Annotated in this window: 20 protein-coding genes and 1 pseudogene; 12 read left to right on the forward strand and 9 right to left on the reverse strand. The window is 65.0% G+C overall.

The window, feature by feature from the left end; all coding sequences use genetic code 11:
- Window positions 1-88: 88 nt before the first annotated feature.
- Window positions 89-568: a glutathione peroxidase gene (locus ACR9ZC_RS15770; RefSeq protein ID WP_440558701.1), complete on the forward strand. Its 480-nt coding sequence runs from the start codon at window positions 89-91 to the stop codon at window positions 566-568.
- Between the two features lie 32 nt (window positions 569-600).
- On the opposite strand, the gene cls is transcribed toward ACR9ZC_RS15770, so the two are convergent.
- The 6 genes and pseudogenes from cls to dapC all read right to left on the reverse strand — a co-directional run bounded on the left by cls (window position 601) and on the right by dapC (window position 6807).
- Window positions 601-2052 carry a cardiolipin synthase gene (cls, locus tag ACR9ZC_RS15775; protein WP_481581015.1) on the reverse strand — a complete coding sequence of 484 codons (1452 nt, stop codon included), beginning with the start codon at window positions 2050-2052 and terminating at the stop codon, window positions 601-603.
- Window positions 2053-2143: 91 nt separating this feature from the next.
- On the reverse strand, window positions 2144-3031 hold the full coding sequence (gene prmB, locus ACR9ZC_RS15780) for a 50S ribosomal protein L3 N(5)-glutamine methyltransferase (RefSeq protein WP_481581016.1): 888 nt from the start codon (window positions 3029-3031) through the stop codon (window positions 2144-2146).
- Window positions 3032-3051: 20 nt separating this feature from the next.
- A pseudogene (gene dapE, locus ACR9ZC_RS15785) lies at window positions 3052-4190 on the reverse strand (succinyl-diaminopimelate desuccinylase).
- Between the two features lie 123 nt (window positions 4191-4313).
- Window positions 4314-4676, reverse strand: coding sequence for a Spx/MgsR family RNA polymerase-binding regulatory protein (locus ACR9ZC_RS15790; RefSeq protein WP_481581017.1), 363 nt, complete (start codon window positions 4674-4676; stop codon window positions 4314-4316).
- The gene (gene dapD, locus ACR9ZC_RS15795; protein WP_331572767.1) at window positions 4676-5503 is read right to left on the reverse strand and encodes a 2,3,4,5-tetrahydropyridine-2,6-dicarboxylate N-succinyltransferase; all 828 of its coding nucleotides are present in this window, start codon (window positions 5501-5503) and stop codon (window positions 4676-4678) included. Before dapD ends, ACR9ZC_RS15790 begins: the two co-directional genes overlap by 1 nt.
- 98 nt (window positions 5504-5601) lie before the next feature.
- The gene (gene dapC / locus ACR9ZC_RS15800; RefSeq protein ID WP_481581018.1) at window positions 5602-6807 is read right to left on the reverse strand and encodes a succinyldiaminopimelate transaminase; all 1206 of its coding nucleotides are present in this window, start codon (window positions 6805-6807) and stop codon (window positions 5602-5604) included.
- Between the two features lie 284 nt (window positions 6808-7091).
- Here dapC and smc point away from each other — a divergent pair, with 284 nt between their 5' ends.
- The 4 genes from smc to def all read left to right on the forward strand — a co-directional run bounded on the left by smc (window position 7092) and on the right by def (window position 14569).
- A complete protein-coding gene (gene smc, locus ACR9ZC_RS15805) occupies window positions 7092-10610 on the forward strand; it encodes a chromosome segregation protein SMC (protein ID WP_481582682.1) in 3519 nt (1172 codons plus the stop codon).
- A gap of 70 nt (window positions 10611-10680) precedes the next feature.
- Window positions 10681-11913 (forward strand): cell division protein ZipA C-terminal FtsZ-binding domain-containing protein, encoded by a 1233-nt coding sequence (locus ACR9ZC_RS15810; RefSeq protein WP_481581019.1) that lies wholly within the window; start codon window positions 10681-10683, stop codon window positions 11911-11913.
- Between the two features lie 77 nt (window positions 11914-11990).
- Window positions 11991-14039 carry an NAD-dependent DNA ligase LigA gene (ligA, locus tag ACR9ZC_RS15815; RefSeq protein WP_440558707.1) on the forward strand — a complete coding sequence of 683 codons (2049 nt, stop codon included), beginning with the start codon at window positions 11991-11993 and terminating at the stop codon, window positions 14037-14039.
- Window positions 14036-14569, forward strand: coding sequence for a peptide deformylase (gene def / locus ACR9ZC_RS15820; RefSeq protein ID WP_173259048.1), 534 nt, complete (start codon window positions 14036-14038; stop codon window positions 14567-14569). Before ligA ends, def begins: the two co-directional genes overlap by 4 nt.
- Window positions 14570-14629: 60 nt before the next feature.
- Here the strand turns inward: def and ACR9ZC_RS15825 are convergent, their stop codons facing one another.
- The 3 genes from ACR9ZC_RS15825 to map form a co-directional block, all read right to left on the reverse strand.
- A complete protein-coding gene (locus tag ACR9ZC_RS15825; protein ID WP_481581020.1) occupies window positions 14630-15676 on the reverse strand; it encodes a pseudouridine synthase in 1047 nt (348 codons plus the stop codon).
- Between the two features lie 678 nt (window positions 15677-16354).
- Complete coding sequence (locus ACR9ZC_RS15830; protein ID WP_481581021.1) at window positions 16355-18925, reverse strand: [protein-PII] uridylyltransferase; 2571 nt, start codon at window positions 18923-18925, stop codon at window positions 16355-16357.
- A gap of 113 nt (window positions 18926-19038) precedes the next feature.
- Window positions 19039-19845, reverse strand: a complete 807-nt coding sequence (map, locus tag ACR9ZC_RS15835) for a type I methionyl aminopeptidase (RefSeq protein ID WP_331572781.1) — start codon at window positions 19843-19845, stop codon at window positions 19039-19041.
- A gap of 339 nt (window positions 19846-20184) precedes the next feature.
- On the opposite strand from map, the gene rpsB reads away from it, so the two are divergent.
- The 7 genes from rpsB (at window position 20185) to ACR9ZC_RS15870 (ending at window position 26564) form a co-directional block, all read left to right on the forward strand.
- Window positions 20185-20940 (forward strand): 30S ribosomal protein S2, encoded by a 756-nt coding sequence (gene rpsB, locus ACR9ZC_RS15840; RefSeq protein ID WP_481581022.1) that lies wholly within the window; start codon window positions 20185-20187, stop codon window positions 20938-20940.
- A gap of 173 nt (window positions 20941-21113) precedes the next feature.
- Window positions 21114-21995 (forward strand): translation elongation factor Ts, encoded by an 882-nt coding sequence (tsf, locus tag ACR9ZC_RS15845; protein ID WP_481582683.1) that lies wholly within the window; start codon window positions 21114-21116, stop codon window positions 21993-21995.
- Window positions 21996-22270: 275 nt separating this feature from the next.
- On the forward strand, window positions 22271-22984 hold the full coding sequence (pyrH, locus tag ACR9ZC_RS15850; protein ID WP_173259036.1) for a UMP kinase: 714 nt from the start codon (window positions 22271-22273) through the stop codon (window positions 22982-22984).
- Window positions 22985-23086: 102 nt separating this feature from the next.
- Window positions 23087-23647 carry a ribosome recycling factor gene (frr, locus tag ACR9ZC_RS15855; RefSeq protein WP_331572785.1) on the forward strand — a complete coding sequence of 187 codons (561 nt, stop codon included), beginning with the start codon at window positions 23087-23089 and terminating at the stop codon, window positions 23645-23647.
- A gap of 66 nt (window positions 23648-23713) precedes the next feature.
- A complete protein-coding gene (uppS, locus tag ACR9ZC_RS15860) occupies window positions 23714-24496 on the forward strand; it encodes a polyprenyl diphosphate synthase (protein WP_481581023.1) in 783 nt (260 codons plus the stop codon).
- Complete coding sequence (locus ACR9ZC_RS15865; protein ID WP_481581024.1) at window positions 24490-25311, forward strand: phosphatidate cytidylyltransferase; 822 nt, start codon at window positions 24490-24492, stop codon at window positions 25309-25311. Before uppS ends, ACR9ZC_RS15865 begins: the two co-directional genes overlap by 7 nt.
- A 29-nt stretch (window positions 25312-25340) precedes the next feature.
- Window positions 25341-26564, forward strand: a complete 1224-nt coding sequence (locus tag ACR9ZC_RS15870) for a 1-deoxy-D-xylulose-5-phosphate reductoisomerase (RefSeq protein ID WP_440563779.1) — start codon at window positions 25341-25343, stop codon at window positions 26562-26564.
- The last annotated feature ends 7 nt before the right edge of the window (window positions 26565-26571 follow it).

Raw genomic sequence — 26571 nt, forward strand, 5'->3', positions numbered from 1 at the left:
GGGCTGCCGTGATCGGGCGCGCTCAGTTTGGCCCCGATATCGCATAGACTGCCGGTTCGTCGGGAACGATAACGCAGGAGAGGGCACGATGACATCGCTTTATGAATTTACCGCACGCGAACTCGGCGGCGAGCCGGTGAGCTTGGAACGCTACCGGGACAAGGTGCTGTTGATCGTGAACACGGCCAGCGAGTGCGGGTTCACGCCGCAGTATGCCGGCTTGCAACGCCTGCATGACCGTTATGCCGCGCGCGGCTTCGAAGTGCTGGGCTTTCCGTGCAATCAATTCGGCAAGCAGGAGCCCGGGGACGCGGCCCAGATCGGCAGCTTTTGCGAGAAGCAGTACGGTGTTGCCTTTCCGATGTTCGAAAAAATAGATGTCAAGGGACCGAACGCGCACCCGCTGTATCGCTATCTGACGCGGCAGGCGCCAGGAGTGCTCGGCACGCGCTGGATCAAATGGAATTTCACGAAGTTTCTGGTCGATCGTAGCGGCCGCGTCGTCAAGCGCTATGCGCCGGCCACGAAGCCCGAGGAACTCGAGGGCGATATCGAGGCGTTGCTGTAAAGAGGCACCCTGCTTGCCCCTGCGCCGGTGCATCACAGAATCGGCGAAAAAAGCCGCGCCACATGCATCAGAATTCGCCGCAGCGTGGGGGCATCGTGGTATTCGCTGCGCTCGACTTCGTAGGACTGTTCGAAGTCGTCAAGCAACATGGTCTCGACTTCGCGGGCAAAGCCAGGATCGATTGTCAGCACCATGATTTCGAAATTGAGGCGAAACGAGCGATTGTCGAGATTTGCGCTACCGATCGCGGCGGCGATATCGTCGATCAGCACGACCTTCTGGTGAAGGAAGCCCGGCCGATACCTGAAAATGCGTACGCCCGCCCGCAGCAGATCGTAGGCATACAGCTTCGATGCCTCGAACACCACGTAGTGATCGCGGCGGCTCGGGATCAGGATCCTGACATCGACGCCGCGCATCACGGCGAGCCGCAACGCCGAGAACACCGCCTCGTCGGGAATCAGATAGGGCGACGTTATCCAGACGCGCGTCTGGGCGGCATTGATCGCCTCCACGAAAAACAGCGAGCCGGTTTCGAACTTGTCGGCGGGGCCCGGTGCGACGACGAGACAGTGCATGTCGCCCACCGCCTGGGGTTGCTCGGCCTGCGACGGCGGCAGTTGGGGCAGATCCTGCGTGGCCCAGTGCCAATCCTCGATGAACACGAACTGCACGCTTGCCACCACAGGTCCGCGCAAGTCGACGTGCGTATCGCGCCAGGGCGAGAGGCGCGGATTGCCGCCGAGATACTCCACGCCGACGTTGTGGCCGCCGACGAATGCGCGTTCGCCGTCCACCACGACGATCTTGCGGTGATTGCGGAAATTCAACTGGAAGCGGTTGACGAAGCGCCGGTTCGTCGCAAACGGATGGATGTCGATGCCGGCCGCGCGCAGCGCCAGGACATAGTGCTGCGGCAGATCGAACGAACCGATGCTGTCGTAGAGAAACGACACGCGAACGCCCGCGGCCGCTTTGGCGATGAGCAGGTCCCTCAGCATTCTTCCGAGCGCGTCGTCGCGCACGATGAAAAACTGAACGAGCACGTAGCGTTGTGCGTGCTCGATGGCGTCGAGGATGGCGGCGAACGTCGCGTCGCCGTTGACGAGCGTGCGTGCGCTGTTGCCGGGCAGAAACGGCATGCCGCTCAGGCTTGCCAGCGAGCGCACGACATGGTGACCGAGCGCCTCGGCGGGCGCGCCGGCCGTCGAGGCGCTCGTATCCCACGTCTGCGGGTGGGCGCGCGAGCGTACCAGCTCGTTCTCGACCCGGCGCGCGTCGACATAGCCGGCGAACTTGCTGCGTCCGAGAAAAAGATACGGAACGACCGTCAAATACGGCATCGCCACGAGCGAGACGGCCCAGGCGATAGCGCCTTGCGAGGTGCGCGTGTGCAAGATCGCATGGCAAGCGGCGACGGCGCCGAGCACGTGCGCCGCAAAGATGAGACTGCCGAGCGAAAGCCAGTTGAATTCGAAGTGCATGAGACAGCCTGTTCCGTCCGCGATGACACGCGCATCGCCCGTGCGCATCTTACCGAAACGCAGGCGGAAGATGATGAGGCCGAAGCGTGCCTCAGGGTGCCGGCAAATCCCTCGCCGAAAGGAGGAACACGCTGTCTTCGCCTGCGCTCGTCGGCAGCCAGACGAGATCGAGCCCGCCGAATGCCGCTTCGACATGTGCGCGCTCGTTGCCGATCTCGACGATGAGCACGCCTTCTTCGGTCAGCCAGTTGCGCGCCTCCCCGACGATGCGGCGAACGATATCCATGCCGTCGTCGCCGCCCGCAAGCGCGAGGGCCGGCTCGTGGCGATACTCGGCCGGCAGTTCCGCCATCGATGCACTGTTGACGTAGGGCGGGTTGGCAATGACGACGTCGTAGCGGCGTTCGGGCAGCGGCGCGAAAAGGTCGCCTTCGAACAGCGCAATGCGGTCCTCGAGCCCGTACTCCGTCACGTTGAGCGCGGCGACTTCGAGCGCCGGCGCGGAGATGTCGACCGCATCCACGTCCGCATTCGGAAACGCGTGGGCGGCGAGGATGGCGAGCGATGCCGAACCGGTACAGAGTTCGAGCACCGCGCCGACTTCGTCGGGGTCCGCGACGTAGGGCTGCAGGCCGTCTTCGAGCAACTCGCCGATGAATGAACGCGGCACGATGACGCGTTCGTCGACGTAAAAGCGCCGGCCGTGCATCCAGGCTTCGTGCGTGATGTAGGCGGCGGGCAGCCGTTCGTCGGCACGGCGAGCGATCACGGCGAGCACTTCTTCGATCTCGCTGGCGAGCAGCCGGGCGTCGAAAAACGGTTCGAGCGTATCGAGCGGCAGGTGCAGCGTATGCAGGATCAGATACGCAGCCTCGTCGTAGGCGTTGTCGCTGCCATGGCCGTAAGCAAGCCCCGACGCGTTGAAGCGCGAGACCGCATAACGGAGCAGGTCGCGAACGGTGATGAACGGCGTCGTCATTGCTGCAGCTCCTTCGCGCATCAGGCGATCAGCGCTTCAAGCACGCGCCGATAGATGTTTTTGAGGGGCTCGATGAAAGCGAGCTCGATGTGTTCGTCGATCTTGTGAATGCTGCCGTTCGGCGGGCCGAACTCCACGATCTGCTTGCAGATTCGCGCGATGAAGCGTCCGTCCGAGGTGCCCCCTGTCGTCGAGAGCTCGGCGCTCACGCCGGTCTCCTGCCCGATGGCCGCGACGACCGCGTTCGACAGCTCGCCGCGCGGCGTGAGAAACGGCAACCCGCTGACGGTCCAGTCGAGTTCGTAATCGAGGCCGTGTTTATCGAGGATGGCATGCACGCGCTGTTGCAGCCCCTCGACGGTGCTCGCGGTCGAGAAGCGGAAGTTGAACGTCAACTCGGCCCGCCCCGGAATCACATTGCTCGCGCCGGTGCCGCTGTGCAGATTCGAGACCTGCCAGGTCGTGGGGGGAAGTATTCGTTGCCGGCGTCCCAGTGTTCGGCAACCAACTCCGTCAGCGCGGGCGCCAGGAGATGAACGGGATTCTTCGCGAGATGCGGATAGGCGATATGGCCTTGCACCCCTTTGACCGTGAGCTTGCCCGACATCGAGCCGCGCCGGCCGTTTTTGACGACGTCGCCGAGTGTCGCGTCCGACGTGGGTTCGCCGACGATGCAGTAATCCAGCGTCTCGCCGCGTGCTTTGAGCGCCTCGACGACTTTCACCGTGCCGTACGTGGCGGGCCCTTCCTCGTCGCTCGTGATCAAGAAGGCGATCGAGCCGCTGTGATCGGGATGAGCGGCGACGAACTCCTCGGTCGCGACGACGAAGCCCGCGATCGATGTCTTCATGTCAGCCGCGCCGCGGCCGTAGAGCTTGCCGTCCCGCTGCGTGGGCACGAACGGCGGCGAACTCCATTGTTCGAGCGGGCCCGTCGGCACGACATCGGTATGGCCGGCGAACGCGAGCAGCTTTCCGCCTGCGCCGCTGCGGCCGCGCTTGACGGCCCACAAGTTCGTGACACCGTGCGCTTCGATCGTCTCGCACGTGAAGCCGATGGCTTGCAGGCGTTCGATCAGCAACTGCTGGCAATCCTGGTCGTCGGGCGTGACGGATGCACGCGCGATCAGCTGTTCGGTAAGGGCGAGGGTGCCGGACATGGATTCGAATCCGTATCAACAAAAAATGCCGGCCGCACGGCGGCCGGCAGTTGCGTTCGAGGCGTTGTCCCGTGCGACGCACGCCGCGCCGGTGCGCGGCAGGCAGTGCACCGGGGCACCGGGCTACGCGAAAAGCGTTTCGTAGGCTTCGACGGAAAAGCCGAGCGTCTTCACGCGCCCGTCGACCACCACCACGGGGCGCTTGACGACGGAAGGCTTGTCGACCATGAGCGCAACGGCGCCGTCTCGCGTCTCGGCGGCCGCCTTGGCGGCATCCGGGAGGCCCCGCCACGTCGTGCCGCGGCGATTCAGCAGCAGTTCCAACGGTACGTCGGCGAGCCACGCGGTCACGAGCGAAGCGGTCAGCCCCGCCTTCTTGAAATCGTGAAACTCGAACGGCACGCCGCGCGCTTCGAGCCAGGTGCGCGCCTTCTTCACGGTATCGCAGTTGGGAATGCCGTAGACGACGGTATGCGCGGTCGACATCAATCGCCCCGCAGCAGCTCGTTGAGGCCCACTTTGGCACGCGTCTTGGCATCGACCTTCTTGACGATCACCGCGCAGTAAAGACTATGCGACCCGTCCTTCGAGGGCAGATTGCCCGCGACGACGACCGAGCCCGGCGGCACGTAGCCGTAGCTGACTTCGCCCGTTTCGCGATCGTAGATCTTGGTGCTCTGGCCGAGGTACACACCCATCGAGATGACCGAATTCTCGCCGACGATCACACCCTCGACCACCTCCGAGCGCGCGCCGATGAAACAGTTGTCTTCGATGATGACGGGATTGGCCTGCAGCGGTTCGAGCACGCCGCCGATCCCGACGCCGCCCGACAGATGCACGTTCTTGCCGATCTGCGCGCACGAGCCGACCGTGGCCCAGGTATCGACCATCGAGCCTTCGTCGACATAAGCGCCGATGTTGGTGTACGAAGGCATCAGTACGACGTTTTTCGCGATGAACGAACCGCGGCGCGCGATGGCGGGGGGCACGACGCGAAAGCCGCCCGCCGCGAAGTCTTCGGCCGTGTAATGGGCGAACTTCGAAGGCACCTTGTCGTAGAACTGCGAGTAGCCGCCTGCCGGCATCGGGGCATTGTCCTCGAGCCGGAACGACAACAGCACGGCCTTTTTCAGCCATTGGTTGACGACCCATTGACCGTCTTTCTTTTCGGCGACGCGCAGCGCGCCGCGATCGAGTTCGCCGATCGCATGTGCGACGGCTTCGCGCACTTCGGCCGGCGCGGCCTTCGGCGAGAGCTCGGCACGGTTGTCCCAGGCGGTGTCGATGATTTGCTGAAGTTGTTGCGACATGGTCTCGATTTGGCTAAGTGGATATCGGATGGGCAGTTCCGGCCCGGCTGAGCGGTGCGGCAATCAGGCGGCGGCGAGCCGCCGCGCGGGCGCGACCGCTACCGAGCGAGCGAACGGCAGAAATCGACGATGCGCCGGGCGCCTTCGACGCACTCGCTCTCGTTCGCGACGAGCGCCAGGCGGATGAAATCCCGGCCGGGGTTGACGCCATGCGCGGTGCGCGCGAGATACGAGCCCGGCAAAACGGTCACATTATAGTCGGCGTGAAGACGCCGGGCGAATTCGGTGTCCGAGAGCCCGGTGCGTGCGACGTTGGCCCAGAGGTAGAACGCGGCGTCGGGCAGCTTCACGTCGAGCACCTCGGCAAGCATCGGCGTGACCGCCGAAAATTTGCTCACGTATTTCGCGCGGTTTTCGCGCACGTGCGCTTCGTCGCTCCAGGCGGCAATGCTCGCGCTCTGGTAGACAGGCGAAAGCGCGGCGCCGTGATAGGTCCGATAGAGCAAGAAGCGTTGAAGCAATCGGGCATCGCCCGCCACGAAGCCCGAGCGCATGCCGGGCACGTTCGAGCGCTTCGACAGGCTCGACAGCATGACGAGACGCTCGAAGCCGCGGCCGAGCCGGTGAGCTGCCTCCAGGCTGCCGAGTGGCGGTTTGGCTTCGTCGAAATAGATCTCGGAGTAGCACTCGTCCGAGGCGATGACGAAACCGTGCTCGTCCGAGAGCGCGAACAGTTCGCGCCAATCGTCGAGCGTCAGCACCGCTCCGGTCGGATTGCCCGGCGAGCAGACATACAGCAACTGCGTGCGCGACCAGACGTCTCGCGGCACGGCGCGGTAGTCGCACGCGAAGTTGCGTGCCGGGTCGCTGTTCGCGAAGTACGGTTGCGCGCCGGCCAGCAGGGCCGCGCCCTCATAGATCTGATAAAACGGGTTGGGGCAGAGCACGACCGCATCCGAGCGCGAGCCGTCCACCACCGCTTGCGCAAGCGAAAAAAGCGCTTCGCGCGAACCCGACACGGGCAGCACTTCGGTTGCGGGATCGAGCGCGGGCAGACCATAGCGCCGGGAGGCCCAGCGCGCGATCGCCTCGCGCAGCGCGGGCGAGCCCGCCGTCGCGGGATAGTTCGACAGCGTGTCGAGCGATGCCACGACAGCATCGGTGACGACCTTCGGCGTGGCGTGCTTGGGCTCGCCGATGCCGAAGCTGATGTGAGGCAGCGCGCTCGGCGGTGCCGAGTCCTTGAGCAGGGCGCGCAGCTTTTCGAACGGATAAGGCTGGAGGCTGTCGAGTCGAGGGTTCACGTTGGGCTTCGGCGTTGACGAAATCGAAAGCGGCTGTGCTCGCCCGCTACCATGCCGAATCCGGCGACGCCTACGGGGCCAAGCCCGCCAGCGCGCTCCAGGCTCGGCCGCGGTGCGGCGACGATCGAGAAGGCGGCCATTATAGCCGCCCTGGCTCGCCCCGTTGCGCTGCGTCGCTCGATGGGCCGGGACGCGATTGGGGCGATGGTATGATTGCCACTTGCCCGCGGGCCGTGCGGCTCGCGGCCCGTTCGACCTTCCCCTATTCAATCAGCGATATCGCCGTGCGTCTGACCTCGATCAAACTCGCTGGCTTCAAGTCCTTCGTCGATCCCACCCACTTCCAGGTCCCCGGCCAACTGGTCGGTGTCGTCGGGCCCAACGGTTGCGGAAAATCGAACATCATCGATGCCGTGCGCTGGGTGCTGGGCGAGTCGCGCGCCTCCGAGCTGCGCGGCGAGTCGATGCAGGACGTGATCTTCAACGGCTCGACTGCGCGCAAGCCCGGCAGCCGCGCGAGCGTCGAGCTCGTATTCGACAATGCCGACGGCCGCGCGGCCGGCCAATGGGGGCAGTACGCCGAAATCGCGGTGAAGCGCGTGCTCACGCGCGACGGCACGTCGAGCTACTACATCAACAACCTGCCCGCGCGCCGGCGCGACATTCAGGACATCTTCCTCGGCACCGGCCTGGGGCCGCGCGCTTACGCGATCATCGGGCAGGGCATGATCTCCCGGATCATCGAGGCCAAGCCCGAAGATCTGCGGGTCTTTCTCGAGGAAGCCGCCGGCGTGTCGAAGTACAAAGAGCGGCGCCGCGAGACGGAGAACCGCCTGCACGACACGCGCGAGAATCTGACGCGCGTGGAGGACATCGTCCGCGAACTGAGCGCCAACCTCGAAAAGCTCGAGGCGCAGGCCGTCGTCGCGACCGAGTTCAAGACGCTGCAGGCGCAAGGCGAGGAAAAACAGCGGCTGCTGTGGCTCTTGCGCAAGAACGAGGCCGCTGCCGAGCAGGCGCGGCAACAGCGCGCCATTTCCGAGGCGCAGATCGATCTCGAGGCGCAGACCGCGCGCCTGCGCGAAGTCGAAGCCGAACTGGAGACGTTGCGCGTCGCGCACTATGCCGCGAGCGACGCAATGCAGGGTGCGCAGGGCGCTCTATACGAAGCGAATTCCGAGGTGAGCCGGCTCGAAGCGCAAATCAAGTTCATCGTCGAGTCGCGCAATCGCGTGCAGGCCCAGATCGCGGCGCTGACGGCGCAGCGCGAGCAATGGCAGGCGCAGGCCGAAAAGGCGCGCGGCGAGCTCGAGGATGCCGATGCACAGCTCGCCATCGCCGAAGAAAAGGCCGCGCTGGCGGAAGACGCGGCGGCGGCGAAGCACGATGCATTGCCGGCGCTCGAGGCGCAATGGCGCGATGCGCAGGCGCGGCTGAACGACGAGCGCGGCGAGATCGCCCAGACCGAACAGGCGCTCAAGCTCGAGGCAGCGCATCAGCGCAATGCCGATCAACAGTTGCAGCAGTTGCAACAGCGCCACGAGCGCCTGAAGGCGGAGGCGGGTGGCCTCGACGCGCCGGACGAGGTGCAGCTCGAGGAAGGGCGCATGCAGCTTGCCGAGCATGAGGAGATCCAACGCGATGCGCAGGCGCGTCTGGCCGAGGCCGAGGGCGCGCTGCCGGCGCTCGACGCGGCGCGGCGCGAGGCGCACGAGCGCACGCAAACGGAAACGGCGCGCATCCATCAGCTCGAAGCGCGGCTCGTCGCGCTCAAGCATTTGCAGGAAAACGTACAGACCGACGGCAAGATTCAGCCCTGGCTCGACAAACACGAACTGGGAAGTTTGCCGCGTCTGTGGAAGAAGCTGCATGTCGAAACGGGCTGGGAAACGGCGCTCGAATCGGTGCTGCGCGAACGGCTCGCCGCGCTCGAGATCTCCAATCTCGACTGGGTCAAGGCGTTCGCGAGCGATGCGCCCCCGGCCAAGCTTGCGTTCTACGCGCCGCCTTCGGCTGGCGTGCCGCGCGAGCAGGCCCCGGGCCTGCGGCCGTTGCTCTCGCTCATGCGCATCGACGACGCGGGGCTGCGCGCGGTGCTGGCCGACTGGCTCGGTCATGTGTACGTCGCCGACGATCTGGGCTCGGCGCTCGCCCAGCGCACGCAGTTGCCGGAGGGGGCGGCTTTCGTCGTCAAGGCGGGGCACGTACTCACGCGTGTAGGCGTTCAGCTTTACGCGGCGGATTCCGAGCAGGCCGGCATGTTGGCCCGCGAGCAGGAGATCGAGAACCTCACACGCCAATTGCGCGCGCAGACTTTGTTGGCGGACGAGGCGAAGACCGCGGCGATTCGCGCCGATGCGGCGCACACCCAGGCGACGCAAGCTCTGGCCGACGCGCGCGCGCAGCTCGAGCGGGCGACCCAGCGCGTGCATGCGCTGCAGCTCGACGTGCTGAAGCTCACGCAAGCGCACGAGCGCTATACCCAGCGCAGCACGCAGATTCGCGAGGAACTGGACGAAATCGGCGCGCAGATCGAGGATCAGCGTGCGCAGCGCGCCGAATCCGAGGCGAACTTCGAGCGCCACGACGGCGAGCTTGCCGCGTTGCAGGCCCGTTTCGAGGACGATCAGCTCGCGTTCGAAGCACTCGACGAAACGCTGAGCGCGGCGCGCACGGAGGCCCGCGATCTCGACCGGGCGGCCACCGACGCGCGCTTCGCCGCGCGCAACATGGCCAATCGGATCGAGGAGCTCAAGCGCGGCATTCAAATCGCGCAAGAACAGAGCGAACGCGTCGCGGCCTCTCTCGAGGACGCCCGCGCGGAACTCGAATCGATCAACGAGCAGACCGCGCATACGGGCCTCCAGGACGCGCTCGCTGTGCGCGCCGAAAAGGAAGCCGCGCTCGGCGCCGCGCGCATCGAGCTCGACGACCTGACGGCGAAGCTGCGTCATGCCGACGAAATGCGGTTGACGACCGAGCGTTCGCTGCAGCCGCTGCGCGAGCGCATCACCGAGCTGCAGTTGAAGGAGCAAGCGGCGCGCATCGCCGGCGAGCAGTTCGTCGAGCAACTCGCCGAGGCGGGTGTCGACGAAGCCGAGCTGCAGCAAAAGCTGACGCCGGATATGAAGCCGTCGTACCTGCAAGGGGAAGTGACGCGCATCAACAACGCGATCAATGCGTTGGGGCCCGTCAATATGGCGGCGCTCGACGAGCTGGCGGCCGCGACCGAGCGCAAGACGTTCCTCGACGCACAATCGGCCGACCTGACGGCCGCCATCGATACGCTCGAAGACGCCATCCGCAAGATCGACCAGGAGACCCGTACGCTGCTGCAAGGCACGTTCGACGAAGTCAACCGGCATTTCGGCGAGCTCTTCCCGCGGCTTTTCGGCGGCGGGCAGGCGAAGCTCATCATGACCGGCGACGAGATTCTCGATGCGGGCGTGCAGGTGATGGCCCAGCCGCCCGGCAAGAAAAATTCGACCATCCACTTGCTGTCGGGCGGCGAGAAGGCGCTGACGGCCACGGCGCTCGTCTTCGCGATGTTCCAGCTCAATCCCGCGCCGTTCTGCCTGCTCGACGAGGTCGATGCGCCGCTCGACGACGCGAACACGGAACGCTTTGCCAATCTCGTGCGTGCCATGTCCGAAAAGACGCAGTTCCTCTTCATTTCGCACAACAAGATCGCGATGGAGATGGCGCAGCAACTGATCGGCGTGACGATGCAGGAGCAAGGTGTCTCGCGCATCGTGGCGGTCGACATGGAAACCGCGGCCGGTTTCGCACAGAATACGGCTTGAACGAACGACAGCGGCGGTCGGCACACTGCACGGCCGCCCTCGACGAAAGAACGTGCTTCATGGAGCGTGCATGGACGAGTTGACACTCGGGTTGATCGGCGCGGGCGCCGTGGTGGTGGCGGGAGTGGTCGGATACAACGCATGGCAGGGGGCGAAAGTGCGCCGCAGGATGCCAAGACCGATGCCGCCCGACGCCGCCGAAGCACTTGCGCGTCACGATTCCGAGGAGGAGCGGCCGTTTATCGAGCCCGCGCGCGCAAACGTTCGCCGCGAGCCGGCGCTCTCCGATGCGCCGGCCGCAGCCGAGGCGGCCAGGATCGAACCGAGCTTTGGTGCCGCACCGCTCGACACGCCGGCCGATCTTCAAGCGGACGCGACGGTGCCCGACGGCGATCTGTCGCGCGACGTGCCCGGAGCGCGGCACGCGGAGCAGATGTCCGATGCGCCCGTCGCGCCGGCTGCCACGACGATTTCCTCGGCGCCGCCGCATGTCGTCGATCGCCGCATCGACTGCGTGGTGCCGATCAAACTCGGCGGCTCCGTTGCCGGCGATAAAGCGGTGCCGTTCGCGCAGCGATTGCGCCGAGCCGGCAGCAAGCCCGTCTATATCGAGGGCAAGGCCGAAGGCGCCGGCGCCTGGGAGCTGCTGCAAAACGGGCAACGTTATGACGAACTGCGCGCGGCTGTCCAGCTGGCGAACCGCGGCGGTGCGTTGAACGAGCTCGAGTTCTCGGAATTCGTCTCCGGTGTGCAGCAGTTCGCCGACGCGGTCGACGGCGCACCCGAATTTCCGGACATGCTCGAAACGGTGTCGATGGCGCGCGAACTCGACAGCTTCGCGGCGCAGTGCGACGCGCAGTTGTCGATCAACGTGCTCTCGGACGGGGCGCCCTGGTCGGCCAACTACGTGCAGGCCGTGGCTTCCCAGGACGGATTGCTGCTCTCGCGCGACGGTACGCGCTTCGTCAAGCTCGATGCGAGGCAAAGCCCCGTTTTCATGCTGCAGTTCGGCGACACCAACTTCCTGCGCGATGACCTGACCTACAAGGGCGGGCAGATGATCACGCTGATTCTCGATGTGCCGGTGGCCGACGAGGATATTCTGCCGTTCAGGCTCATGTGCGACTACGCGAAGTCGCTGGCCGAGCGCATCGGCGGGCGTGTCGTCGACGATCAGCGTCGGCCGCTTCCCGAGTCCGCGCTGCTGGCGATCGAAAAACAACTGATGACGCTTTACGCCAAGCTCGAGGAGGCCGGCATTCCCGCCGGCTCCGCGGCGACGCGCCGGTTATTCAGTCAATGACGCCGGACGGCTTGCGCGCATGACGGGCGCTGCGATAATGCCGGGGTGAACTCGAAATCGAACAAGAGCGCCCCGGCATGGCCCCACACACTGCACAAGCACCGACAGACCAACCCGCCGAGCGCGCAGCATGGCTGCGTGCGGAGCTCGATCGCGCCAACTATCAGTACTACGTGCTCGATCAGCCCGAGCTGCCCGATGCCGAATACGACCGGCTCTTTCTCGAACTGCAGCGCATCGAAAGCGAACATCCCGATCTGATCACGCCCGAGTCGCCGACGCAGCGTGTCGGCGGCCAGGCGTCGAGCGGCTTCGCGCCCGTGCACCATGCGGTGCCGATGCTCTCGCTGAACAACGGCTTTACCGACGAAGATATCGTCGCCTTCGACAAACGCGTTGCCGACGTGCTCCACAGCGAATCGGTCGAATACGCGTGCGAGCTGAAGTTCGACGGCCTCGCGATCGCGCTGCGCTACGAGAACGGCCGGCTCGTGCAGGCAGCGACGCGCGGCGATGGCGCGACGGGCGAGGATGTGACCCAGAACGTGCGTACGATCCGTTCCATTCCGCTCAAGCTGAAGGGCGATCGCGTGCCGCGCCTCGTCGAGGTGCGAGGCGAGGTGCTGATGTTCAAGCGCGACTTCGAGCGGCTCAACGCGCGTCAACGCGAAGCCGAGCAACGCGAATTCGCGAATCCGCGCAATGCGGCGGCGGGCAGTCTGAGGCAGCTCGATCCGAGAATCACCGCTCATCGGCCGCTTTCCTTTTTTTCATACGGCATCGGCGAGCTCGACGGTATCGAGATGCCCGGTACCCATAGCGCGCTGCTCGACTGGTACGGCGAGCTCGGGTTGCCGGTGTGCGCCGAACGCGCCACGGTCAACGGCGCGCAAGGGCTCCTCGAATTCTTCCGACGTATCGGCGAAAAACGCAAGTCGTTGCCTTACGAGATCGACGGCGTGGTCTACAAGGTCAATCGGCGAGAGGAGCAGGACCGGCTCGGATTCGTTTCGAGAGCGCCGCGTTTCGCGCTCGCGCATAAATTCCCCGCCGAAGAGGCCATGACGGAGCTGCTCGACATCTACGTCAACGTCGGGCGCACGGGCGCGATTACGCCGGTGGCGCGGCTGAAGCCGGTCTTCGTCGGCGGCGTGACCGTCACGAACGCCACCTTGCACAACGAAGACGAGGTACGCCGCAAGGACGCCCGCATTGGCGACACCGTCGTCGTACGACGCGCGGGCGATGTGATTCCCGAGCTCGTGTCCGTCATGCTCGAGCGCCGGCCCGAGAACGCACGCGAGTTCGTGATGCCCACGCACTGCCCGGTCTGCGGTTCGCGCATCGAGCGGCTGCCGGACGAAGCCGTCGCACGATGCACCGGTGGGCTGTTCTGTCCTGCGCAGCGCAAGCAGGCCATCTGGCATTTTGCGCAGCGCCGCGCGCTCGATATCGATGGCCTCGGTGAAAAGATCATCGACCAGCTCGTCGAGCAGCAGCTCGTGCGTACACCGGCCGATCTTTTCAATCTGGGCTTTGCGACGCTGGCCCAACTCGACCGCTTTGCCGAAAAATCGGCGCAGAATCTGCTTGATTCGCTCGAAAAGGCCAAGCACACGACGCTTGCCCGCTTCATCTATGCGCTCGGTATTCGCCATGTGGGCGAATCGACGGCGAAGGACCTCGCGCGGCATTTCGGCTCGCTCGATCCGTTGATGAACGCGTCGATGGAGGAATTGCTCGAAGTCAACGATGTCGGCCCCGTCGTGGCCGAGTCGATTCATCAGTTCTTCGCAGAAGAGCACAATCGGACTGTCATCGAACAGTTGCGGGCGCCCGGCAAAGTGAGCTGGCCCGAAGGGCCGCCGGCGCCGCGCGCGCCGCAAGGCGCGCTGGCCGGCAAGACCGTCGTGTTGACCGGTACGCTGCCGACATACTCGCGCGAAGACGCGAAGGAACTGTTGGAGGCGGCCGGCGCAAAGGTGTCCGGCTCCGTATCGAAGAAAACCGATTATGTGGTGGCGGGAAGCGAGGCGGGCAGCAAGCTTGCGAAAGCCGAGGAACTCGGCATTCCCGTGCTCGACGAAGACGGTATGCGCAAGCTTCTGGAGGGTCACAATCCATGATTCGCGAAATTCTCAAGATGGGCGATCCGCGCCTTTTGCGCATTGCCCAGCCCGTCGATCATTTCGACACCCCCGAGCTTCATGCACTCATCGCGGACATGTTCGAGACGATGCATGCCGCCAACGGCGCGGGGCTTGCCGCACCGCAGATCGGTGTCGATCAGCAGGTGGTCATCTTCGGCTTCGGACACAACGAACGCTATCCCGAGGCACCGCCGGTGCCTGAGACGGTGCTCATCAACCCGACCATCACACCGGTATCGCAAGATACGGAAGAGGGCTGGGAAGGGTGCCTGTCAGTGCCGGGCATGCGCGGGATCGTCGGACGATTTTCGATGATCCGCTACCACGGGTTCGATCAGTATGGGCAGCCGATCGACCGCGTGGCGGAAGGCTTTCATGCGCGCGTCGTGCAGCACGAATGCGATCATCTGATCGGCAAGCTCTATCCGATGCGGATAACCGATTTCTCGAATTTCGGCTTCACCGAGGTGCTCTTCCCCGATCTCGACCCCAACAGCGACGACTGACGCGCGCTTGCCGTTCGTCCGGGCGAGCTCGCGAGAGCGAGCCCCGGACGGCGTCGCTGTTCAAAACGCCTCGTCCGCCAGCAGATAACGCCATTTTCCCTGCGGCAGTGCGCCCAGCGCCACGCGGCCCATGCGGACACGCTTCAGTCCGACGACGTGCAAGCCGACGAGTTCGCACATGCGACGGATTTGCCGCTTCTTTCCTTCGCGCAGGGCAAAGCGTAGCTGTTCGCCGTTTTGCCAACTGACCTTGGCCGGTTTCAGCGCCGCGTCATCGAGCGACAAACCGAACCGCAGCAACGCGAGTTTGTCGGCGGGAAAGTGCTGATCGACATCGGTCGTGTGCTCGCCGTAGGTCACACGTACGAGATATTCCTTTTCCACGCTCGAATGCTCGCCGATCAGTTGCTTTGCGACGCGGCCGTCCTGTGTCAGCACGAGCAGCCCCGTCGAATCGATATCGAGGCGGCCAGCGGGCGCCAGCGCGCGCAGATGACTCGGGGAGAAGCGCACGGGCGAACGGTCCCCGTCCCAGCGATTGGCCGCGGTGACGAGCGTGACGGCGGGTTCGTAGCCGTCTTCGGCCTGTCCCGACACGTAGCCGACGGGCTTGTGCAGAAGGATCGTGACTTGCCGCGATTGCGCGGCGTGCGCATCGCGCGTGATGTCTATCTTCTGATCGGGGCGTACGCGAGCGCCGAGCGTATCGATTCGTTCGCCATCGACGCGCACCCAGCCATTCGCAATCCACTCATCGGCTTCCCGGCGCGAACACAGCCCGAGTTCCGACATGCGTTTCGATAGGCGCATCGTCCCCGCCGTTTCGGGGTTCGCCGGGGCCTTTACTGCGGCGGCGCTGCGCGGGCGGTGCTCAGGACGCCCGGCACGCTCCGGACGTTCGGCACGTTCCGCACGTTCCGTCGGCTGGCGCTTGACCGGCGAGCCGGTCAAGCGCTCGGGCCGCGCTTGCACGGCGGCGCCCGAGCGTTTGCCCGTGCCCGCTGCGCTCCGGTGGAGCGCGCGCGTTCCGCTTTCGTTCGCGGTGGCGCCTCCACGTTTGCCGCTGCCCGTTGCGGTCCTCGGCGTGCGGGTGTCACTCCGACTCACGTCGCCAGCGGCAGCCGTGCGTTTGCCGCTGCCCGTTCCGGTCCTCGGCGTGCGGGTTCCGCTTTCGTTGAAGCCAGCCCCCGTGCGTCTGTCGTGGCTTGCCGCAGCCCGGGGCGCGCGGGCGTCACTCCGACTCACGTCGCCGGCGGCAGCCGTGCGTTTGCCGATGCCCGTTCCGGTTCGCGGCGTGCGGCTTCCCGTTTCGTTTGCGACGGCTCCCGTGCGCTTATCGTTGCTTGCCGCAGCCCTGCGAGTTCCCGCTGCGCTGTCGCGCTCACGGCTGCGCGGCACGCCGGCCGGCGCGCCTGCCGGCGAACCGCCGGACGCGGTTGCCCTGCGGGCGCCCGGTGCTGCCGGTCGCCGGCTTCTTTCACCGGGCGACGAGCCCGGCTTGTCCTCGCGCGTGCGACGCGCGAGTGCCGTGCCTGCGTCCCGCGCGCCGCCTGTGGCTTTCGCGGCGGGGGCGCGTGGCGCCGGCGCTGCCTTGCCGGGCGCTGTGCCCGCTGCACGCGGTGCTGCGGCACCTCGCGCCGGCTTGCGTGCCGACGGGCTGCCGGAACGAACGGGAGCGCGATCCGGTGTGTCCGGTCGCGGATGCTTGGCTGTCAGTTTGACGCGCATAGATTCTCTAAAAAACGGGACCGCGGGCGTAGGGCCAGCGCGGCGATGAAACTGCGCCTATAGCGCGATGGCTCGCAGCAGTTCGGTTTCCAGCTGAATTTGCAGCCGGCTGTCGGACAGACCGCGGCCATCGAGCAGAAAGACGTCTTCGACGCGTTCGCCGAGCGTATTGATGCGAGCGGCATGCACGCCGACACAATGGTCGGCGAGCACACGCGCGATCGAATAAAGCAGACCCAGCCGGTCGTTTGCCGAGACCGAGAGAATGTAGTACTGGCCGCGCTCGTCGGCCCGCAAATCGACGCGCGGCGTGATCGGGAACGTGCGCGAAAGGCGCGACAGCCGGCCCTTGGACGGCTCGGGCAACGGCTCGCCCGATGAAAGCCAGGCACTGAGCTGCTGCTCCACGAGATTCGCGATATCGCGATACTGCACGTCTTGCTCCGGATGCGCGACGATGAAGTTGTCGAGCGCATAGCCGTGGCGGGTCGTGCTGATGCGGGCGTCGAGCACGGACAATCCGTTGCGCTCGAAGTAGGCGCAAATGCCGGCGAACAGATCCGGGCGATCGCGCACATAGACGAGCACTTGCAGCGCTTCGCCGATGGGCGCCGGGCGTGCGCGTACGATGGGCGCCTCGGCTTCGACGTGGCGATACAGCACGCGCGTTTGCCAGGCGATATCGGCGGCGTCGTGCCGCAGGAAGTAGCCGACGTCGAGCTGCTCCCAAAGCGCGCGCTGGGCGTTCTCCGGCACGGTCTCGAGCCGCAGCAGCGCGAGCGCTTCCTCCTTGCGCGTCTTGAGCTCGGAGTGCTCGTCGGGGCGTGCGCCGCCGAGCACGGCGAGTGTCATGCGGTAAAGGTCCTCGAGCAGCTTGCCTTTCCAGGTGTTCCAGACCTTGGGGCTCGTGCCGCGGATATCGGCTACCGTCAGCAGATATAGCGCGGTGAGCCGCCGTTCGGTGCCGACGAGTTCGGCGAATTGCTTGATGACAGCCGGGTCGCTGGTGTCTTGCTTTTGCGCAACCTGACTCATCGTCAGATGCTGCTGCACGAGCCAGACGATCAGCGAGGCGTCGTCTCCCGTGATGCCGTGCTCGCGGCAAAAGCGTCGCGCGTCGGCCATGCCGAGCGTCGAATGATCGCCTCCGCGGCCTTTCGCGATGTCATGAAAAAGCGCGGCCACGTAGAGCACCCAGTGGTGCTCGAAATTGGCCATCAACTGACTGCAAAACGGGTACTCGTGCGCATGCTCGGCCAGGGCGAAACGGCGCAGATTGCGCAGCACCATCAGAATGTGCTGATCGACCGTATAGACGTGATAGAGGTCGTGCTGCATCTGGCCGACGATGCGACGAAAATTCAGTAAATACCGGCCGAGCACGCTCGTTTGATTCATGAGGCGCAGTGCATGGGTGATGCCCTGCGGCTCTTTGAGGATCTGCATGAAGAGGCGCCGGTTCTCGGGCGCCTTGCGCCAGCGCGAATCCATGATCTCGCGGGCGTTGTAAAGCGCTCGCAGCGTGCGTGCCGACAGCCCCTTGGTGCCAGGCGTGGCCTCGTAGAGCACGAACGCCTCGAGAATGGCGGACGGCGCGCGCTCGAACACGTCGTCGCTGACGATCTCGATCATGCCTTGCTTCTCGACGAAGCGATCCGATAGCACGCGCGTAATGCCGCTCGTGCGCGGGAAGAGCTGCGCCTCGACATTCTGAATCAGGATCGTCGCGAGCTGCGTCACGGCTTTCGCTGCCCAGTAATAGCGGCGCATGAGCTGCTCGCTCGCCCGCCGCGCCTGCGTCGAGTGGTAGCCGAAGCTCTCGGCGGCAGCGGTTTGCAGATCGAAAACGAGCACATCCTGGCGGCGCCCCGCGATCAGATGCAAACGGGCACGCAGCATCTTCAGGAAGCCTTCGTTGCGGCGCAGCTCACGCGCTTCGCGCGCCGTAATGAGACCGCGCTGGTCGAGCTCGCGCCAACTGCTGCCGAAGCCGGCGGCGCGGGCGATCCAAAGAATCAGCTGCAAGTCGCGCAGCCCGCCGGGACTTTCCTTGACATTGGGTTCGAGGCTATACGGCGAGTCCTGGAATTTCGCGTGGCGCTGACGCATTTCGAGGACCTTCGCCTGGAAAAATGCGCGCGCGTCGAGCGTTTCGTTAAAGCGCAGTGCGAAACGCTGAAAGAGCGCCGTGCTGCCCGTGATGCGTCGCGCTTCGAGCAAGGATGTGCGCACCGTGATGTCGCGCTCTCCTTCGTCGATGCATTCGTCGACGGTGCGCACGCTGCTACCCAGTTCGAGCCCGAGGTCCCACGCCATGCCGATGAACCGCTCGATGCGCGCTTCGAGCTCGGGCCCGGGGGTTTCGTGCAACAGCACGAGAATGTCGATGTCGGAATAGGGCGAAAGCTCGCCGCGACCGTACCCGCCGACGGCGACGAGCGCGAGCGAGGCCGGCATTTCGCAGGCGAGCCACGCGCGGCGCAACGCGTCGTCCGTGGCGCGCGCGAGCGCGCGCATGGCCGCATCGACATTGCCGGCGGTTTTGAAGCGATCGAGAAGCGCCGTCTTGGCGACGCGGTAATCCGCTTTGAGCGACATGGAGTGGGGCGGGGCGGCGGGGACGCTCATGTGACGACGAAGATGCGGCTGACGGTGGCAACAAACGGTGGCCAGGCAGCGGGCGCCGCCGCTCGCGCGCGATGCGCGCCGCGGCCCGCCAACTGACCGGATGCGCGCCGCCGCTAGGCGGCGACGGACAGACGGGGCCGTTCGGGCGTTCCGGCCGAAACGGTCAGCACGTCGAAGCCCGTATCGGTGACGAGCACCGTATGCTCCCACTGCGCCGACAGACTGCGGTCGCGCGTCTTGACGGTCCATTGATCGGGCATCGTGCGAATCTCGCGGCGCCCGGCATTGATCATCGGCTCGATCGTGAAGATCATGCCCTTTTGGAGCTCGAGACCGGTGCCGGGGCGGCCGTAATGAAGCACCTGGGGATCTTCATGGAAGACCTTGCCGATACCGTGGCCGCAGTATTCGCGCACGACACTGTAGCCGTGTGCCTCGGCGTGCTTCTGAATGGCATGGCCGATATCGCCGAGCCGCGCGCCCGGGCGCACCTGCTCGATTCCGAGCCACATGCACTCGTAGGTCGTCTGGGCGAGCCGCCTGGCGAGAATCGAGCCTTCGCCGGCGATGAACATTCGGCTCGTATCGCCGAAATAGCCGTTCTTGATGACCGTGATATCGATATTCAGGGCGTCGCCGTTCTTGACGATCTTGTCGCCCGGAATGCCGTGACAGATGACGTCGTTCACCGAAATGCACGTTGCCTTCGGATAGGGCGGGTAGCCGGGCGGCTGATAATTGAGCGGCGCCGGGATCGTGCCTTGCACGTCGAGCATGTAGTTGTGGCAGAGCCGGTCGAGCTCGCCCGTCGACACGCCCGGTTTGACAAAGGGCGTGATGTAGTCGAGCACTTCGCTCGCAAGTCGGCACGCGATGCGCATTTGCTCGACGTCGTATTCGTTTTTGATCGTGATAGCCATTGGAGTGCCAGCATGGGACGCGGATTGCCGGATTATCGCACCATATAGAGCCGCCGGCTGAAACCAAGGTCGGTGTTGAGGCGGACGCCGCGAGCGTGATATACTTTCTGGCTAGTCGTCAATGGTGCCCGGCGGAATTCGTGTTTCATTCCGTGTTTGATTCGCTCGGGGCTTCGGCGGCTGGAAGTCAAAGAGTCAAATTTTGAGTAAATCGCAAGCCGGCGCACCCAGGGTGCCGGGTGCGCATGATACGCGAGCATCGGCGAGATCGTCCGTGCACGCCTGTCGCGCATCCGTTACTGCAGCCGGCTTAAGGCCCAACCCTCGCGGAGAATTTCAATGGCAGTCACCATGCGTCAAATGCTGGAAGCCGGTGTCCACTTCGGTCACCAGACCCGCTTCTGGAACCCCAAGATGGCCCCGTTCATCTTCGGTCATCGCAACAAGATTCACATCATCAACCTCGAAAAGACGCTGCCGATGTACAACAACGCGCTGAAGTACGTGCGTCAGCTGGCGGCGAATCGGGGCACGATCCTTTTCGTGGGTACGAAGCGTCAGTCGCGCGACACCATCGCCGAAGAGGCGCAGCGCTGCGGCATGCCTTACGTGAACGCCCGCTGGCTCGGCGGCATGCTGACCAACTTCAAGACGCTGAAGGTTTCGATCAAGCGCTTGAAGGACATGGAGACGGCCGTCGAGGCAGGCGAGACCGAGCGCATGAGCAAGAAGGAAGCCCTGTTGTTCGAACGTGAAATCGCGAAGCTCCAGAAGTCGATCGGTGGCGTGAAGGACATGGGCGGCATTCCCGATGCGATCTTCGTCGTGGACGTCGGCTATCACAAGATCGCCGTGACGGAAGCCAACAAGCTGGGCGTTCCGGTCATCGCCGTGGTCGACACGAACCACTCGCCGGAAGGGATCGACTACGTGATCCCCGGTAACGACGACGCGAGCAAGGCTGTGGCGCTCTACGCGGCTGGCGTGGCGGACGCGATTCTCGAAGGCCGCGCGAATGCGGTGAACGAAGTCGTCCAGGCAGTGCGCGGCGAAGGCGACGGCGACGAATTCGTCGAGGTCAACGGGGAGGCGTAAAGCAACCCTGGGGCCGGCAAAAAAGGGGGCTTTCAGGGGCCCCCTTTTTTGAGTTTCGGCCGCGGCGACGGCCGTTGATGCGGCGCGGCGGTTTTGGCGCGTGCCGCGAACGAATGCCTGCCGTTCGCATCGAAAGCGGGCGGCCTATGAAAGACAGACTCAAGGAGCGAATGATGGCGGCAATTACCGCAAGCATGGTGGCAGAACTGCGCGCGAAGACCGACGCGCCCATGATGGAGTGCAAGAAGGCGCTGACGGAAGCCGAAGGCGACATGTCCCGCGCGGAAGAGCTGCTGCGCGTGAAGCTCGGCAACAAGGCCAGCAAGGCCGCCTCGCGCGTGACGGCCGAGGGCATCATCGTCTCGTCCATCAGCGGCAACGCGGGCGCGCTCATCGAATTGAACTGCGAGACGGACTTCGTCGCGAAGAACGACGATTTCAACGCGTTCGCCAAGCAAGTCGCGGAACTCGTCGTGGCGCACAAGCCGGCCGATGTGGCCGCGCTGTCGGCGCTGACGCTGAATGGCCAGACGGTCGACGCCGTGCGCCTCGCGCTCGTCGGCAAGATCGGCGAAAACCTGTCGATCCGCCGCTTCATGCGCTTCGAGACGACCAACAAGCTCGCGGCCTACCTGCACGGCACGCGCATCGGCGTGCTCGTGGAGTACACGGGCGCCGACGAGCAAGTCGGCAAGGACGTCGCCATGCACGTGGCCGCCATGAAGCCGGTGTCGCTCTCCGCGAGCGAAGTGCCGGCCGAGCTGATCGCGAAAGAGCGCAGCATCGCCGAGCAAAAGGCTGCCGAATCGGGCAAGCCGGCCGAGATCGTCGCGAAGATGGTCGAAGGCAGCGTGCAAAAGTATCTGAAGGAAGTGTCGCTGCTGAATCAGCCGTTCGTGAAGAACGACAAGCAGACGATCGAGCAGATGCTGAAGGCGGCCAATGCGTCGGTCCAGCAGTTCGCGCTCTTCGTCGTCGGCGAAGGGATCGAAAAGCGGCAGGACGATTTCGCGGCGGAAGTGGCCGCGCAGGTCGCAGCCGCCAAGCAACAGTAAGTACCTGCCTCGAAAGCGTCCGGGTGCCGGTGCATTCGGGCGGCGAGGCGAGCCTCGATGCGGAGTTCGGTACGAACCCGCTTCGCGGCATCGGCGGCACCGACTATTGACTAGGGGTTTTTACCTAGTCATCGCGCGCAAGCTTTGCCGGGTGGCGGTTTTGCCAGTTGCCCGGCGAGCGCGCGGCGCGGCGTGGGCGGTGCTTGCTCGAATTTATGTTTCACCCCTACAGTTCCACATTGTCGTCACTCCCTTCGGCGCGATCGGATACCGCTATGCCCACAGCCTATAAACGCGTTCTTCTCAAACTCTCCGGCGAAGCTTTGATGGGCGACGATGCCTTCGGCATCAACCGCGCGACGATCGAAAGAATGGTGGCGGACATCGCCGAGGTGGTTGGCCTCGGCACGCAGCTCGCGGTCGTGATCGGCGGCGGCAACATCTTTCGCGGCGTGGCCGGCGGTGCGGCGGGCATGGATCGCGCAACGGCCGACTACATGGGCATGCTCGCGACGATGATGAACGCGCTTGCGCTGCAAGACGCGATGCGGCACGCGGGCATCGAGGCGCGCGTGCAATCGGCGCTGCGCATGGACCAGGTGGTCGAGCCGTACATCCGTCCGCGTGCGATCCGGCAACTCGAGGAAGGCAAGGTCGTGATCTTCGCGGCCGGTACGGGCAACCCGTTCTTCACGACCGATACGGCTGCGGCGTTGCGCGGCTCGGAAATCGGCGCCGAGGTGGTGCTCAAGGCGACGAAGGTCGACGGCGTATACTCCGCGGACCCGAACAAGGATGCGTCGGCAACGCGCTATGCGACGATCAGCTTCGACGAGGCGATCGGCCGCAACCTCCAGGTCATGGATGCGACGGCGTTTGCGCTGTGCCGCGATCAGAAGCTGCCGATCCGCGTTTTTTCGATCGTCAAGCCCGGCGCACTGAAGCGCATCATTCAGGGGGAGGACGAGGGTACGCTGGTCCACGTGTAAACTCTCGCACAACGCGGAAAACGCCCGCCGCGGCTTGTCCGTGGTCATGCGCGCCGCTGGCGCGCGGGCGATCCGCACTGTTATGAAGGTTCGGAGGTTTAAATGAGTCTGGCAGACATAAAAAAGGGCGCCGATCAGAAGATGCAGCGTTCGATCGAGGCGTTCAAGAGCGATCTGGCGAAGATCCGCACCGGGCGCGCCCATACGGGCCTGCTCGATCATATCCAGGTCGACTACTACGGATCGAACGTGCCTATTTCGCAGGTCGCCAACCTGACGCTCATCGATGCGCGCACGATCGGCGTGCAGCCTTGGGAAAAGAAGATGGTCGCCGTGGTCGAAAAGGCGATCCGCGAGTCGGATCTCGGGCTGAATCCCGCCACGCAGGGCGACTTGATCCGGGTGCCGATGCCGGCGCTGACCGAGGAGCGCCGCCGCGAGCTGACGAAAGTCGTCAAGAGCGAAGGCGAGACGGCGAAGATCGCCGTGCGCAATCTGCGCCGCGACGCCAACGAGCAGCTCAAGAAACTCGTCAAGGACAAGGAAATCTCCGAAGACGACGAACGCCGCGCCAGTGACGAAGTCCAAAAGCTCACCGACAAGTACGTCGCCGAGATCGAGAAACTCGTGCATACGAAAGAAGCCGAGATCATGACGGTCTGAGGCCACGCGCTTCCCGACGTCTTCCCGGTCTTACTTCGTTCAAAGCAGTTATCTGTCCCGGCGGCCATGACTTATACCAGCTCAACTGTTCGCGTACCCGATGTCGCAGCCGTTCCGCGCCACGTCGCGATCATCATGGACGGCAACGGCCGCTGGGCGACGCAACGACGTTTGCCGCGCGTAGCGGGCCATACGCGCGGCGTCGATGCGGTGCGTGCGACCGTCGAGGCGTGCGCACGCGCGGGCGTCGAATATCTGACGCTTTTCGCGTTCAGCTCCGAAAACTGGCGCCGGCCCGTGGAAGAAGTGTCGTTCCTCATGCGGCTTTTCGTGACCGCGCTCGAGCGCGAGGTCGGCAAGCTGCACGCCAACGGCATCCGCTTGCGCGTCGTGGGCGATCTGTCGCAGTTCGATACGCGCATTCAAGACCTCATTCGCCGCGCGGAAACCAAAACGGCACGCAATGAACGGCTGACGCTGACGATTGCCGCCAATTACGGCGGGCGCTGGGATATCCTCCAGGCGGCCCGCAAGGCGGCCGAGGAGGCCGCGCAGCAAGGCCAGCCGGCGAATTTCGACGAGGACGCGTTTTCCCGGCATCTGGCGATGGCTTACGCGCCGGAGCCCGATCTGTTCATCCGCACAGGCGGCGAGACGCGCATCAGCAACTTCCTGCTCTGGCAACTCGCGTACACCGAGCTCTATTTCACCGAGACGTTCTGGCCCGATTTCGACGCCAATACGCTCGCCGATGCCATTGCCTCTTATGGACGCCGGGAGCGGCGTTTCGGCCGCACCAGTGCACAGCTCGAGCCGCAATCGCAGGACGTCGATTCCCTCCCATGCTGAAGACTCGCGTCGTCACGGCCATCGTTTTGCTGGCCGTGTTTGTTCCGGTCACGCTTTATGCGCCGGCAAGCGCGTTCGGTGCGTTGATTGGACTGGTCGTGGTCCTGGCGGCATGGGAATGGGGGCGCCTTCTGGGTTTGCCGGCCATCGCTTCGTATGGCTACGCCGCGCTGGCCGCGGTGGCGCTGCTGGCGAGCCTGCGGCTCGGCCCCGGCATGCGGGCCACGCGCCCGCTTTTCGAGGCGGCCGCGATATTCTGGCTCCTGGCGGGTCCGTTCGCGCTTGCCCGCAAGCCGCAGCTTGCACACGGTGCGTGGCGCGCGTTCCTCGTCCTGGCGGGGCTTGTCGTCTTCGTCGCCTGCTGGCATGCGCTGGTGCTCGCGCGCACGATTGGCGTCGCGTTCGTGCTTTCGGTGCTGATCGTCGTCTGGCTTGCGGACATCGGCGCATACTTCTCCGGCAAGGCTTTCGGCAAGCACAAGCTCGCGGTGACCATCAGCCCGGGTAAAACCTGGGAAGGCGCCGTGGGAGGCTGGATCGCCGTGCTCGTCGTGGGCGGCGTGGCGATGGCAAGCGAAGCGTTCGCGCCTACGCTATTTTCGACGTTGCCGACCAAGCTCGGCGCAGTACGGGCGCTCCTGGCGCTCACCGGCCTCGTCGCCTTCAGCGTCGTCGGCGATCTGTTCGAGTCGCTGCTCAAGCGCCAGGCGGGCGTGAAGGATTCGAGCGCGCTGTTGCCGGGGCATGGCGGGGTGCTGGATCGCATCGACGCATTGCTGCCGGTGTTGCCGCTCGTGATGTTGCTCGTGGCGTAAGGCGCCTTCGGCGCCCAGGAAATGAACTTATGACAAAACGTTTGACACTGCTGGGTTCCACGGGCTCGATCGGCGAGAGCACCCTGGACGTCGTCGCTCGCCATCCGGAGCGCTTCTCGGTCTATGCCTTAAGTGCGCATCGCAATGGCGATAAGCTCGTCGAGCAATGCCTGCGCTTTGTGCCGGAGGTCGCCGTGGTCGGCGATGCCGACACGGCAGCCCGAGTCGAGGCGCAATTGCGTGCGGCCGGCTGCGCCACGCAGGTGACTTATGGCCCGCAGGCACTCGTCGATGTGGCCAAAAGCGATGACTGCGACACTGTGGTGGCGGCGATCGTCGGCGCGGCGGGGCTGGCGCCGAGCTTGGCCGCGGCCGTTGCCGGCAAGCGCATTTTGCTCGCGAACAAGGAAGCGCTCGTCATGTCGGGTGCAATCTTCATGGATGCCGTGCGCGACCACGGCGCCACGCTGTTGCCCGTCGATAGCGAGCACAACGCGATCTTCCAGTGCCTGCCGCGCGACGCATCGCCGCGCGGCGGCGTCGCCAAGATCATCCTGACGGCGTCGGGCGGCCCGTTTCGCACGCGCGAACCGGCCACGCTCGTCGATGTCACGCCCGAGGAAGCCTGCAAGCATCCGAACTGGGTCATGGGCCGCAAGATCTCCGTCGATTCCGCCACGATGATGAACAAGGGGCTGGAAGTGATCGAGGCGCATTGGCTGTTCGATCTGCCCGGCGAGCGCATCGACGTGCTGATCCACCCGCAAAGCGTCATCCATTCTCTCGTTTCGTACGCCGATGGATCGGTGCTGGCCCAGCTCGGCAATCCGGACATGCGTACACCGATAGCGCACGCGCTCGCTTATCCCGAGCGCGTCGATTCGGGCGTCGCTCAACTGGATCTGGTACAGGTCGCGTCGCTGAGCTTCGAAAAACCCGACTACGAACGTTTCCCGTGTCTGGCGCTCGCCATGCAGGCGCTGAGCGCGGGCGGAATTGCGAGCGCGGCGCTGAATGCGGCCAACGAGGTCGCGGTCGAGGCTTTCCTCGAGCGCCGCATCGGTTTCACCGATATCGCGCAAACGGTGGCGGCCGTGCTGGATGCGGTGCCGAACCAACGCCCCGACGAGCTCGCTACCGTGCTCGAAGCCGATGCCGCTGCGCGGCGCGCCGCCATCGATTTCATCGCGCGGCGCCCCATCGCGGGGCGCACTGCCGTTCACCGCGACCGGGCGAACCGCGCGTTGCAGTGAGACGTAG

The sequence above is a fragment of the Trinickia sp. HAY1-2D genome (genome assembly GCF_056754935.1).